Here is a 12,326-nt window from a genome sequence, read left to right on the forward strand (position 1 = left end):
TATTGTAGAAAAAGATCGTAATTCAGGTTATAGTAAAGGAAGAAATTAACTAGGATGCATTTTACTCAAATACGTAATTGTGGAGGTAACCATGAGTACATTTAAAAATTGGCTGAATACAACTAAAAAAGGACTTGGAGACCAAGTTAAAAAATTTAAGAATAAAGATTTTATGGAAGCTGTTGTTGCAGGTTGTGCATTAGTAGCTTTTGCTGACGGTACGATTAGTCCAGAAGAGAAAACAAAAATGGCCGGATACATAAATATCAGTGAAGAATTGAAAGTGTTTGATATGGGTGAGGTCATTAACCGTTTCAATCACTATGTAGCGAACTTTGAATTTTCACCTCAAATCGGTAAACAGGAAGCACTGAAGGCGATTAGTAAATTGAATGGCAAGCCTGAAGTAGGCCGACTCGTCGTTGGCGTATGTAGCGCTATTGGCGCAGCTGATGGTGACTTTGATGCCAATGAGCAGCGAATTGTGGCTGAGATTTGCGGCGCGCTTGGTTTGAATCCGTCTGAATTTAGTCTGTAAATTTTACGGAAGGGAGGTGTGTTAATCAGTGGCTGTAATTAATCTGGTCAAGGGCCAGAAAGTTGATTTGACCAAAGGCAACACAGGACTAACCAAGGTTATAGCAGGATTGGGATGGGACCCTGTACAGTCCAAAGGATTTTTTGGTATCAAGAAGCAACCGAACATTGATTGTGATGCTTCTGCCATTTTGCTGGACGCCAACGGAAAACTGACTCAGTCAGATAACGTAGTGTGTTTCCACAATAAAAAAAGTCCATGCGGCTCTGTCGTGCATTCCGGTGATAATCTGACCGGACAAGGCGACGGTGATGATGAACAAATTGCGATTGACCTGGCACGTATTCCTGCCAATGTCGACAAAGTGCTTGTAGTTGTGAATATATATGATTGCGTAAACCGGAAACAGGATTTCGGCATGATCGAGAAGGCGTATATCCGCATTCTGGATGGTGCTAATTCCAAGGAACTGGTGACGTTTAATTTATCTGATAATTATGAGGGGCTGACCGCACTGGTCTGTGGAGAACTCTATCGTCATAACAACGAATGGAAGTTTGCTGCAATCGGTGAAGGAACCCATGCCGTACATATTGATGTGCTGGCTCAGCGTTATATGTAATTTTAGTTGCTCATACAAAACTTAATGTGAAAAGGGGTTCTTACTCATGGCAATTAACTTATCCAAAGGTCAAAAAATTGATTTGACGAAAACAAATCCAGGTTTGTCCAAAATTATGGTTGGACTCGGTTGGGACACAAACAAATACGATGGCGGTAAAGATTTTGACCTGGACGTATCCGTATTTTTGGCTAATGCGGAAGGTAAAGTAGAATCCGATAAGAACTTTGTCTTTTTTAATAACCCACAAAATGAGAACGGTTCTGTCGTTCATACAGGGGATAACCGCACAGGTGATGGCGACGGAGATGACGAGCAAATTAAAATTGATTTGGGTAGCGTGCCAGCTAACGTTGAAAAGATCGCTTTTACGATTACAATCTATGAAGCACAAGAACGCAGCCAAAACTTTGGACAAGTGTCCCGTGCTTATGCTCGTATCGTAAACGAAGCAAACAATGAAGAATTGGTCCGCTTTGATCTGGGAGAAGATTTCTCGATCGAAACAGGCGTTGTTGTAGGCGAACTGTATCGTCATAGCGGTGAGTGGAAGTTCAATGCCATTGGTAGCGGCTACCAAGATGGTCTTGCAGGATTGACGCGCGATTACGGTTTGGCATAAAAAAATCTATACAACGAAAGCAGGTATGCGGAATGACCATTAGCCTTTCCAAAGGACAACGTATTGATCTGACCAAAACGAATCCCGGCTTGACTCGTGTCGTTGTAGGTCTTGGATGGGATACGAATAAATACAGTGGTGGCGCAGACTTTGACCTGGATGCTTCGGCTTTCCTACTTTATGAAGACGGTAAAGCCAAAGCAGCGGATGATTTTGTATTTTACAACAACCCGACAGGCGGAGCAGGATCGGTTACTCATACGGGCGATAACCGCACAGGTGAGGGCGATGGGGATGACGAGCAAATCATCGTTGATTTCTCGAAGATTCCTGCGAACATCCACCGTATCGGGATCACGGTTACCATTTATGATTACGAGGCACGCGCGCAAAACTTTGGTCAAGTGTCCAATGCTTTTGTACGTGTGGTAGATGCGGCAACAGATCGTGAAGTGCTGCGCTACGATTTGGGAGAAGATTTCTCCACCGAAACGGCCGTCGTATTCTGTGAATTTTACCGTCAGAATGCGGACTGGAAATTCCAGGCTATCGGTAGTGGCTTTGCTGGTGGATTGGGTGCGCTTGCTAAAAACTATGGCTTGGACGCTCAATAATATCCACTTGGGGTGGTGTCCATAGGGCGCTACCCTTTCTTTTTAAGCTATTACATTAGCGTACGCTGACACATGACAAACCGACAGAAAGGTGACACAATCATGGCTGTTATCGTAGTAAAGGGACAGAAAGCGGATTTGACGAAAACAAATCCGGGCCTGACCCATGTCAACGTAGGGATTGGCTGGGAGTCCCCAGCGTCTCTGGAGCTGGATACTTCGGCATTTTTGCTGGGTTCTGGAGGAACAGTATCGGGCGATGAGGACTTAATTTTTTATAATAATCCGACCACGCCCTTTATCACCTATTCAGACGGACAACAGTCCGGTGACAAAAAGCAATTTGCCCTTGATCTGACGCGAATTCCTGCAAATATCGAGAAGATTGCGTTTACGCTGACGATTTATGATGCGGATCAGAAACGGCAAAATTTTGGACAGGTTCAAGGTGGGTTCATTCGTTTTGCTCATCCGGTTAGCGGAGAGGTTTTGCGGTTTAATTTGGACAGTGGATTTACAGTGGAAACGGCGATTGTCATTGGTGAATTGTATCGTCATAACGGGGAATGGAAATTCAACGCGATTGGCGCAGGTTTTTCCGGTGGATTGGATGCGTTGTGCGTTAATTTTGGGATTGAAGTGGAAAATAATCCGTCTCCTCCCACGCCAGTGCCTACACCTCCGTCTCCAGCGCCTCGACCAGCACCAACGCCGCCACCAGTACCACCTGCTCCGAAGCCAGAGCCATCTGCAACACCAGTGAATCTGAATTTGCGGAAAATTGAGCTGAAGAAGAAGGGCGATACCATCAACCTGAAAAAAGGCTCAGGCGGATTGGGTGAAATCCTGATCAATCTGAACTGGAATCAGGTGCAGCAAAGCAAGGGCTTTTTCAATCGCGGTTCCAAGGGTGTCGATCTGGATCTGGGCTGCTTGTATGAGATGAAGAACGGAGATAAAGGCGTTGTGCAGGCGCTCGGGGAAGTTTTCGGTTCTCTAAATCGCTTCCCGTACATTGCTCTGGATGGCGACGACCGTACAGGCTCTGTGAAAACAGGGGAAAATCTTCGCATTAATGGTGCTAAAATTTCTGAAATTAAGCGAATTTTGGTGTTTACCTTCATCTATGAAGGAGTCACGAACTGGTCACAAGCGGACGGGGTAGTCACGCTGTACCAGAAGGATGGGCCGGACATTATCGTTCACATGAATGAACATGACAATCGCAAAGGGATGTGTGCAATTGCCATGATTCAAAATGTAAACGATGAAACGTTCAGCATTGAAAGACTCGTGCAGTTCTATGGCGGTCATCGTGAGTTGGATCGGGCATATAACTGGGGCATGCGCTGGTCGCAGGGTAGCAAATAAATTGAATTATCGGAGGCACTCTTTTCATGTTGAATGATTTGTTTAAAAATATCAGCGAAAACTACGGCCATTTCTTTTCATGGAGTGATGTTGTAGCTACGCTTACTGATCCAGTGAGTTGGGGGATTATAGGAACTCTCATTTTGCTGGAAGGACTTTTATCGGCGGATAACGCCTTGGTTCTCGCAGTTATGGTTAAACACTTACCTAAGGAACAACAGAAGAGAGCCTTATTTTACGGGATTTTGGGTGCGTATATATTCAGGTTCCTGGCTATCGGTTTGGGTACATTCCTGATTAAGTTCACCCTGATTAAGGTACTGGGTGCGGCTTATCTGCTCTATATCGCTTATAAGGGCTTATTCAAGTCCGAAGGTGATGGAGAAGTGAAAAACAAACCTACTTCTTTTTGGAAAACCGTATTAATGGTCGAACTGATGGATATTGCCTTCAGTATTGACAGCGTCATTGCCGCTTTCGGTGTGAGCGAGAAAGTATGGGTTCTGTTCCTGGGTGGTATTCTCGGCGTTCTGATGATGCGTGGTGTTGCTCAAGTGTTCCTCAAGCTCATTGATAAATTTCCGGAACTGGAACAGACAGCCTTTATTATGATCGCCATTATCGGGGGTAAAATGCTGGCTGCTGCTTTTGGCTTTCATATGTCGCAGGTTTTATTCTTCGGCATTTTGATTGCTGTCTTTGTAGGCACAATGGTTATCAGCTCGGCGAAAAGAAAGAAAAAGGCCGACAAAGAGGCTTAATGTACAAAGTATAGCGAAATCCCTCCTGAAACTAAGGGGGGATTTCTTTTATACCCGAAGCACAGGGCTTCAGTCAGGCAAGAAAGAGCAAGAGGAGGGGAAGGGCCCTGAAATATTTTAATGATTTAACCTCTGAGGAAGTAGAAGCGATCTTTTATACTCCACCGTTGGAGTTTCATAACCGTTCTCCCAAAAGTATATTGGCTTATGCGATAGGAGCGGCTTTGTACATGCCAGCGACCCGCTCGGAGGTAGCGGAAGAGATCAAAAATGGAAAACATGAAGGACTAACAACGGTCATTCTGGATCTGGAGGATGCTATAGGGGATCAGCAGGTCGGTCAGGCAGAACAATCGCTGGCACAGCAGCTGCTTCAACTATTGTCCTATGTACGGACGGGGATGATGAGTGAACAGCAATTACCTTTGTTATTTGTGCGTGTGCGCTCTGTGGAGCAGTTGGAACGACTACTGAACGGTTTGGGTGAATCTTTGTCGCTGCTCACGGGCTTTGTCTTACCCAAGTTCTCTTCAGATAATGGACGAGCGTATTTTGCACTCATTGCTGAATATAACCGGAATATGCATACAGGGGCAGGAAGCGAAAGCATGCCTGTGCTGTATGGATTACCGATTCTTGAAAGCTCCAAAATTATTTATCGGGAAACCCGCTGGAATGAGCTACTGTCGATTAAAGAAATTTTGGACGAGTACCAGGAATATGTGCTCAATGTACGAATTGGGGCAACTGATTTCTCCAGCCTGTATGGACTGAGACGCAGCCCGGATATTACGATTTATGAAATTGCCGTCATTCGGGATTGCATCGCAGATATTATTAACTTGTTTGGACGCGTGGGCTCAAATTATGTCATTTCCGGTCCTGTATGGGAATATTTCTCTCACCGAGAACGGGTTTTTAAACCTCAATTAAGAGTGTCTCCTTTCGAAGATGCACTTGGAAAGCCGGGACGACACTTGCGGTTGGACTTCATCTCAGATGCCGTAGATGGATTGATTCGAGAAGTCATGATGGACAAAGAGAATGGGATTATTGGCAAAACGATTATTCATCCCTCCCATATTAAACCGGTACAGGCCATGTATGCGGTGACACATGAAGAGTATATGGATGCACTTGAAATTGTTGAGCGTAACGACGGTAGTCTGGGTGTATTCAAAAGTACCTATGCCAACAAAATGAATGAAATTAAGCCGCATTTGAATTGGGCTCATCGTATTATCAATAGATCAAAAGTATACGGGGTGTTACATGAACAACAACATTTTGTCAGTCTCTTACCCAACCACGAAAACACATCTGCTGCCAATTCTGGAGCAGTTCAGCGTTAAAATTACGGAGACACATAATCCATTCCGCCTTCCTGTGGACAAGCTGTTTGCGATGGCGGCACGGGTCAATAAAAAGCGTTCGTTTTTATTTGTCAGCAAGGTGCTAGGCAAGCATATTCCGGTAAACCCATACACCTCTCTGCTCAGTGGTGCGGCGCTGGCGATTCTACTATATAAGGAGCTTGTCCCACAAGCGGGACAACAGATGGATGAACTGATAGGAGAGGCCGTGAGAGGACTTCTTGACCCGGACTATGCGAAAGAGGCCTACCGAAAGTTGATGGATGAGCGTTTAGCTTTTGCTTTTACAGAGCCGATCAAGTTTGTTGGTTTTGCCGAGACGGCTACAGCACTGGGACACAGCATGTATCGGTTGTTTGACGACGGAGCCTCGTATATTCATACGACGCGCGAGGATATTCCGGGCCTTCGGCCTATTATTCGGTTTGAAGAAGAGCATTCGCACGCTGTTGATCATCGTTGCTATGCACTGGATGAAGATGCTTTTGCGGGAGATGGCCCGATTGTGCTGGTAGATGATGAAATTACGACGGGAAAAACAACGCTTAATATCATACGGGATATTCAGGAGCATTTTCCGCGTAAACAGTATGTGATTGCTTCGTTATTGGATTGGCGAACAGACAGCGATGAGCAGGCTTTCACTGACCTGGAGGCAGAGCTAGGCATTACGATTACGCCTTTAAGCTTGCTCAAAGGAAAGATTGAGGTACAGGGAGTACCGATACTGGATCACGCAGCATATGCCGGACAGGCTGGGCACCCAGAACATGCAGCCACTAGCATGGCAGAGGTTAATAAAGACGCTTCTGGAGTAATTGACCACCGTTTTGAAAAGGATACTTCCGGTTTTGAACGGGTAGTACACAGTTCCATGTCAACAGACGGGTACGCCAATACAGCTCCTTATCTAAAATATACAGGCCGTTTTGGTCTACATTCCGCTGACAATTCAGCATTGGATGCAGAAATCACGCGCACAGCTGAACGACTGAACCAACTTCGTTCTGGGCAACGCACGCTGGTTATGGGCACGGGAGAATTCATGTACATTCCAATGCGGATTGCAGCAGAGCTAGGCCCGGATGTGTATTTTCAATCGACGACACGCAGCCCGGTGTATCCCCACCGTGAAGAAGGGTATGGCGTCGTTTGTGGTGTGACATATCCTTCGCCTGAGGACAGTACGGTACGCAATTTTATTTATAATGTAGACCCCGGCCAGTATGACGAAATATTCGTTTTGATGGAAAGGGAGTCAGACCCAGGGCGGATGAAACCCATGCTGGAGGCTTTGACCCGTCTGGGCTGCGATAAAGTGCATGTTGTTTATTTTAACGGTTTAACTAGACAGGAGAGTAAAGGAGCGCGGATATGAAGCAAGCACTTATGGAGCAAATACAGCAGAAGAACATTCATCCGCCCGAACCGCTGGGCAGTTATCCTGCCTCGGATGTCACTTTTTTATTGAAGGATTTGAGCCGGGTTACGTTGGAAAAAGGGACGGAGGATCGTGAAGAGGCAATTCAGTCGGGAGTCCATTATTCAGAAATGCTGCCAGTGGAATACGAGCCTACAGCAGAGTATATTGCATTGTTTCACGAAACGCTTGCCCAATCTGCCAAAAAGGTTGCATTAGCGGCAGCTTCTGTGGCTGAGATGATTGTGAGAAAAAGAGGCCTGAACACGGCGATTGTTTCTCTGGCTAGAGCAGGGACGCCCATTGGTATCCTGATCAAGCGTTATATTGACTGGAAGTATAGCGTATCCTTGCCGCATTACAGCATTTCTATTATTCGTGGCAAAGGCATTGACCGGAATGCGATTTTATACATTTTACAGCAGCATGGGCTGGGGATTGAACTTCAGTTTGTCGATGGCTGGACGGGGAAAGGGGCGATTCGGCAGGTATTGATTGAGGCCTGTCGTGAGATGAACACGGATTATGGGTTGCGTCTAAATGATGATCTGGCGGTGTTGGCCGATCCGGGCAGATGTTCGGAGACCTTCGGTACACGAGAAGATTATTTGATTCCAAGCGCTTGTCTGAATTCGACTGTATCCGGTTTGATGAGTCGGACGGTATTACGCGACGATCTCATAGGCCCGGACGATTTCCATGGGGCCAAATTTTATGAATCCTGGCGGTCAGTGGATCAGTCCAATACGTTTGTGGATACGATATCCGGGTACTTTCAAGACGTGGCTGAAACGGCCATTGCATATGCAGAACAAATGACATTGAATCCGCCTGCGGTGACATGGCAGGGCTTACGGGATATAGAGGCGATTCAGCAGGCATTTGGTATTCGGGATATCAATCTGGTCAAGCCTGGAGTGGGGGAGACGACTCGTGTACTGCTGCGCAGAGTGCCATGGAAAATTCTGATTGACCGCGAAGATAATCCGAATCTTCAGCATATTATGCTGCTGGCCAAGGACCGTGGAGTGCCTGTAGAGGTATTTGAAGGATTGACTTATTCCTGCTGCGGAATTATCAAGCCGCTCAAGGGGGGACAAGAATGATCTACGCAAGTGATCTGGATCAGACACTGATTTACTCCAAACGTTCGCTTGGCGTACCGCTGGAGTCCCCTGGTCTGTTGCCTGCGGAACAGATAGACGGGGCAACGTCGGCTTTTATTTCTGAACAAGCCCTGCAATGGCTAAAGACACTGCCTGAAGATGTGATGTTTATGCCCGTGACGACTCGGACGATAGAACAGTATAGACGAATCACTGTGTTTCAGACGGAGTTGGTTCCCGCATATGCCGTGACGAGTAATGGTGGAAACATCATCGTCGGAGGCGAGGTGGATCGAGAGTGGAATCGGCGTATTCATGAACAAGTACGCCGTGATGGTGCTCATGCGGAAGAAGCACGTCAGGTGTTCGGACAGGTGCTGCATGAAAACTGGGTGGTAAACGAGCGCTTTTGCGATGAGTTATTCTATGCTTTCATGATTGAACGGGATCGTATGCCGCTGGAACAGGTGCTGGAGAAGGCGCGAATCATGCGTGAAATGGGCTGGGAGGTATCCATTCAAGGTCGTAAGGTGTATCTGGTGCCTGCGGCCGTGAATAAACAGGCAGCCGTGGAGCACATCCGCAATCTCACGAATGGAGGGGCCGTGGTTGCGTCCGGTGACTCTTTGCTAGACCGTTGTCTGCTGGACTATGCCGATTATGCGATTGCTCCGCGTCATGGTGAATTGTATCGGGAACAGCTGCGGGATAAGCTGGAGGTCAATTACCGTTTTACAGAAGTGTCGGGGGTTTATGCAGCGGACGAAATCATGGCGTATGTTCATGCAATACACCGGAGTGTATTCGCAGCTCAAACTTCATTTTCAGAATAGATAGGGGACGTGGCTCTGTGAAGAAGGTTAAGGTGTATTTTAACCGCTGGTTTTCAGTGGCGTATCATTATATGAATGCTATTCGTAACAATGAGGACGGTATTCCGTTCGAGATCTATGCGACACACTCAGATCCGCAGCACATGGCGCTACAGGCCAGTGATATAGCTGAAGTAGAGCCTCGCACCAGTGGTGTGGAGTACGCACGGTTTTGCGCTGATTTTTGTAGGCGGCACGGAATTGATGTCTTTATCCCACGGTGGAATATGCTCGATATTAGCAAGCATCTTTATTTGTTCGATGATATTGGGACAAAAGTGATGGTATGCCAAGATACCGAACTGCTGGAGCAACTGATGGAAAAGGATCTGTTTTATGAATCCATTCGTCAAAAGGACATTGTCACGATTCCCGACTATGCCATTGCCAGCAATGCCGAGCAGTTTAAACAGGCTTATGAGTCGTTAATAGCACTTGGGCATAAGGTATGCTTCAAGCCATGTAATGCAGAAGGCGGGATGGGCTTTCGTATCATCGACAATGAACGTAATCCGCTGGAGGAACTGTTCGGCCATGCGCTGAATCATATTTCGTTCGAGGAAGCACACCGCATATTGTCATCCACAGAATCATTTCCCAATCTGATGGTGATGGAGCTGCTGGAGGGATACGAATACAGTATTGACTGCCTGGCTGACCGGAACGGAAAGCTGCTAGCGGCAGTTCCGCGTAGGAAAGCAGGAGGACGATTACGGCTGCTGGAGCAGCATTCCGAGCTGTTGAAGGTGGCACAGAAGGTCGCTGAGGCGTATCACATTCCGTACAATTATAACATTCAGGTAAAATATAACGGCGAGCATGCCAAGTTGCTAGAGATCAATCCGCGGATGTCCGGAGGACTTCATGTATCATGTTTGTCGGGTATCAATTTTCCTTATCTAGCGGTGAAATCGGCTTTGGGTCATGAGATCGGTTCACTTCATCCGCAATACGACATTTTAGCCAGTCATATCGAGCAGCCAATCACCATACGTAAATCCGTACATTGACACACACAAATATTGTTTTCTACAATATGGTAAGGGTTTACGTCAGGAGGTACAAGCTATGACGTCAAAAATGTGGGGTGCCACGATTGCTGTGGTTAGCTACCTGATTGCGCTTTTACTAAGTTTTTGGTTGCCACTGTTTGTGTGTTTGGCGATTCCGATCATTGGTTTGGGAGGATACAGCGCCATCATGGCTATTCGCCATCCTCGCCCCAATCTGACCGGTTCCGTGATTCCGGTGGTGCAGGAGCAGGTCGCTGAGACACATCAGCATGAAAAGGAAGCTACCGTTCGACCGGAGTCTATGACAGGACAAGTACGTCAATCAGATCAGGTGAGTAGTGAATTTGCTCAGGTGATGGAGTATTTGGAGGTACTGGAGGATATGGTGATCTCCGAGGGACAGAAGGATGCGCTTGATAACGAGATTGTCGAGAAGGCGCTGGCTCTATTTGCACGTTTGCAGCGGGTCATTCCACTTTTGCATGAACTGAACAACAGTGAAGTGAATCATACGGTTCGGAGATTGATTTTGAAGGATTTGAACGGACTGATTAATCCGTTTCTTCGGCTCAGCGGCGATGCGAAGCGGACCAACCGGAGGACGTTATTAAACGGATTACGGGATGTGGACAGCAAAATATCGGTAATTGTGTCCACGGTGGAGCACAAGGATCTGCTGGAATTACAGAGCAAAGCGGAGCTTATTCACCAGCGATATAGCAGTTCCGAATTATAGGCGATTTTTTGAGAAAATAAAAAAAGTAGCAGAATAGCTGCTCTGAATAACAACGATTAGACTTGGGTAACAGTTGTTTTCAGAATAGGAGGTAGCGTATGGCGACCCCATGGGCTGAATTGAAAAAAGAAGATGAACAAAAGGTGACTGAGGAGGCTTCACAGCTGATTCAGAAGGTATCACAAAGCGATGTCATGAGCCTGGATACCTTAATGGATGATATCGGTAAGCTGGGGGTTAAAACGCAGGAACGTGCGGGGCAGACCCTTAAAATGCTGGATCGTCCGGTAAACGACCTCATGTCCGGTGATCGGGCTGAGGTATCCAATATGATCTTAAAGCTACGTGATGAATGCGAAACGCTCCAGCAGAGCAAAAATGTGAGTTTTTTTGGCAAGCTTCTGCGTAAAAGCCCGTTAAAAAACTACATTTACAAGTATCAGTCGGTGAAGACGAACATCGAGAAAATCATTACTGCCTTGAGAGATGGTAAAGATAATCTGGAAGAAAACATCGTCAGCATGAGACAGTTGAAGAAGGCTTCCATTGAAGAAATCTACAATTTACAGACGAAGATTGCCTTTGGTAATCGCTTGAAAGAACTGTTTGAGACTGAGATTGCCAAGCCGGAAAACGAAAACCGTAAGCCTCATCTGGAGCGGGGATTACGCAAGGTGGTTACTCGTACGCAGTCAATGACAGAAATGATTTTATTATACAATCAGGCGATTGCGGCAACGGATATTATTAATGATAACAATGATAAACTGATTGATTCTGTAAATAATGCGATTGATAAAACATCGAATCTGATCACTGTATCGGCTATGATCGCGATGGCGCTGGCGGATCAGGATAAAATCATTTCAGCCGTCGATGCGACCAACCGTACGATTGAAGATCAATTCAAGGAAAATGCGAAGCTTCTCAAAACGACGACCGAGAGAACGACAGATTTGCTTAGCAAGCCTTCTATGTCACTGGAGGCTGTGAATCAGGCGATTGGTGATTTGGTATCTGCTTTGGATCTGTCTGAAAAATCAAACCGTCGGATTATTGAAAGCTGCCATGATTATACAAGCAAAATGACAGCAATCAATGCCAACCTTAGCCAACGTCTGGGGATCGAAGGGAAAGAACCATCCAAACCGCTGAAGGATAGCAATTCCTCTGAGGGTCTAAGCTCGTTTTTGAACTGATGGCAATGTAGAATAATAGACCCAATCTATGAAAAAGACGCCAGGATGACTCCGAAAGGCGTCTTTTTTTGGTTTGGCA

13 protein-coding genes are annotated in these 12,326 nt (G+C 46.3%); all 13 read left to right on the forward strand.

Annotated elements, in window-relative coordinates; translation table 11 throughout:
• The first annotated feature begins 91 nt into the window (after nucleotides 1-91).
• The 13 genes from ACUYLD_RS18695 to ACUYLD_RS18755 all read left to right on the forward strand — a co-directional run bounded on the left by ACUYLD_RS18695 (nucleotide 92) and on the right by ACUYLD_RS18755 (nucleotide 12,247).
• Nucleotides 92-538: a tellurite resistance TerB family protein gene (locus tag ACUYLD_RS18695; RefSeq protein ID WP_446675707.1), complete on the forward strand. Its 447-nt coding sequence runs from the start codon at nucleotides 92-94 to the stop codon at nucleotides 536-538.
• A 28-nt stretch (nucleotides 539-566) separates the two neighbouring features.
• Nucleotides 567-1,160 (forward strand): TerD family protein, encoded by a 594-nt coding sequence (locus tag ACUYLD_RS18700; RefSeq protein ID WP_061831758.1) that lies wholly within the window; start codon nucleotides 567-569, stop codon nucleotides 1,158-1,160.
• Between the two features lie 46 nt (nucleotides 1,161-1,206).
• Nucleotides 1,207-1,782 (forward strand): TerD family protein, encoded by a 576-nt coding sequence (locus ACUYLD_RS18705; protein ID WP_025720839.1) that lies wholly within the window; start codon nucleotides 1,207-1,209, stop codon nucleotides 1,780-1,782.
• A 32-nt stretch (nucleotides 1,783-1,814) separates the two neighbouring features.
• Nucleotides 1,815-2,396 carry a TerD family protein gene (locus ACUYLD_RS18710; RefSeq protein ID WP_023987194.1) on the forward strand — a complete coding sequence of 194 codons (582 nt, stop codon included), beginning with the start codon at nucleotides 1,815-1,817 and terminating at the stop codon, nucleotides 2,394-2,396.
• Between the two features lie 102 nt (nucleotides 2,397-2,498).
• Nucleotides 2,499-3,767, forward strand: a complete 1,269-nt coding sequence (locus ACUYLD_RS18715) for a TerD family protein (protein ID WP_322162514.1) — start codon at nucleotides 2,499-2,501, stop codon at nucleotides 3,765-3,767.
• Between the two features lie 26 nt (nucleotides 3,768-3,793).
• Complete coding sequence (locus ACUYLD_RS18720; protein ID WP_023987196.1) at nucleotides 3,794-4,528, forward strand: TerC family protein; 735 nt, start codon at nucleotides 3,794-3,796, stop codon at nucleotides 4,526-4,528.
• 167 nt (nucleotides 4,529-4,695) lie between these two features.
• Nucleotides 4,696-5,880 carry an HpcH/HpaI aldolase/citrate lyase family protein gene (locus ACUYLD_RS18725; RefSeq protein ID WP_446675708.1) on the forward strand — a complete coding sequence of 395 codons (1,185 nt, stop codon included), beginning with the start codon at nucleotides 4,696-4,698 and terminating at the stop codon, nucleotides 5,878-5,880.
• Between the two features lie 52 nt (nucleotides 5,881-5,932).
• Nucleotides 5,933-7,279 carry a phosphoribosyltransferase family protein gene (locus tag ACUYLD_RS18730; RefSeq protein ID WP_069292075.1) on the forward strand — a complete coding sequence of 449 codons (1,347 nt, stop codon included), beginning with the start codon at nucleotides 5,933-5,935 and terminating at the stop codon, nucleotides 7,277-7,279.
• Complete coding sequence (locus tag ACUYLD_RS18735; RefSeq protein WP_446675709.1) at nucleotides 7,276-8,427, forward strand: cysteine protease StiP family protein; 1,152 nt, start codon at nucleotides 7,276-7,278, stop codon at nucleotides 8,425-8,427. The genes ACUYLD_RS18730 and ACUYLD_RS18735 overlap by 4 nt, the downstream gene beginning before the upstream one ends.
• The gene (locus ACUYLD_RS18740) at nucleotides 8,424-9,260 is read left to right on the forward strand and encodes an HAD family hydrolase (protein ID WP_446675710.1); all 837 of its coding nucleotides are present in this window, start codon (nucleotides 8,424-8,426) and stop codon (nucleotides 9,258-9,260) included. Before ACUYLD_RS18735 ends, ACUYLD_RS18740 begins: the two co-directional genes overlap by 4 nt.
• Before the next feature lie 17 nt (nucleotides 9,261-9,277).
• Complete coding sequence (locus ACUYLD_RS18745) at nucleotides 9,278-10,309, forward strand: ATP-grasp domain-containing protein (protein WP_446675711.1); 1,032 nt, start codon at nucleotides 9,278-9,280, stop codon at nucleotides 10,307-10,309.
• A 58-nt stretch (nucleotides 10,310-10,367) separates the two neighbouring features.
• Nucleotides 10,368-11,048 carry a hypothetical protein gene (locus ACUYLD_RS18750; protein WP_446675712.1) on the forward strand — a complete coding sequence of 227 codons (681 nt, stop codon included), beginning with the start codon at nucleotides 10,368-10,370 and terminating at the stop codon, nucleotides 11,046-11,048.
• 98 nt (nucleotides 11,049-11,146) lie between these two features.
• Nucleotides 11,147-12,247, forward strand: a complete 1,101-nt coding sequence (locus ACUYLD_RS18755) for a toxic anion resistance protein (protein WP_039272510.1) — start codon at nucleotides 11,147-11,149, stop codon at nucleotides 12,245-12,247.
• Nucleotides 12,248-12,326: the final 79 nt, after the last annotated feature.

This window comes from Paenibacillus sp. SER-28 (assembly GCF_052906305.1).

What these genes read in the sequence shown, in the direction of transcription:
- ACUYLD_RS18695 (WP_446675707.1), top strand. Translation starts at nt 92, where the DNA reads ATGAGTACATTTAAAAATTGGCTGAATACAACTAAAAAAGGACTTGGA.
- ACUYLD_RS18705 (WP_025720839.1), top strand. Translation starts at nt 1,207, where the DNA reads ATGGCAATTAACTTATCCAAAGGTCAAAAAATTGATTTGACGAAAACA.
- ACUYLD_RS18710 (WP_023987194.1), top strand. Translation starts at nt 1,815, where the DNA reads ATGACCATTAGCCTTTCCAAAGGACAACGTATTGATCTGACCAAAACG.
- ACUYLD_RS18715 (WP_322162514.1), top strand. Translation starts at nt 2,499, where the DNA reads ATGGCTGTTATCGTAGTAAAGGGACAGAAAGCGGATTTGACGAAAACA.
- ACUYLD_RS18720 (WP_023987196.1), top strand. Translation starts at nt 3,794, where the DNA reads ATGTTGAATGATTTGTTTAAAAATATCAGCGAAAACTACGGCCATTTC.
- ACUYLD_RS18730 (WP_069292075.1), top strand. Translation starts at nt 5,933, where the DNA reads ATGGCGGCACGGGTCAATAAAAAGCGTTCGTTTTTATTTGTCAGCAAG.
- ACUYLD_RS18735 (WP_446675709.1), top strand. Translation starts at nt 7,276, where the DNA reads ATGAAGCAAGCACTTATGGAGCAAATACAGCAGAAGAACATTCATCCG.
- ACUYLD_RS18740 (WP_446675710.1), top strand. Translation starts at nt 8,424, where the DNA reads ATGATCTACGCAAGTGATCTGGATCAGACACTGATTTACTCCAAACGT.
- ACUYLD_RS18750 (WP_446675712.1), top strand. Translation starts at nt 10,368, where the DNA reads ATGACGTCAAAAATGTGGGGTGCCACGATTGCTGTGGTTAGCTACCTG.
- ACUYLD_RS18755 (WP_039272510.1), top strand. Translation starts at nt 11,147, where the DNA reads ATGGCGACCCCATGGGCTGAATTGAAAAAAGAAGATGAACAAAAGGTG.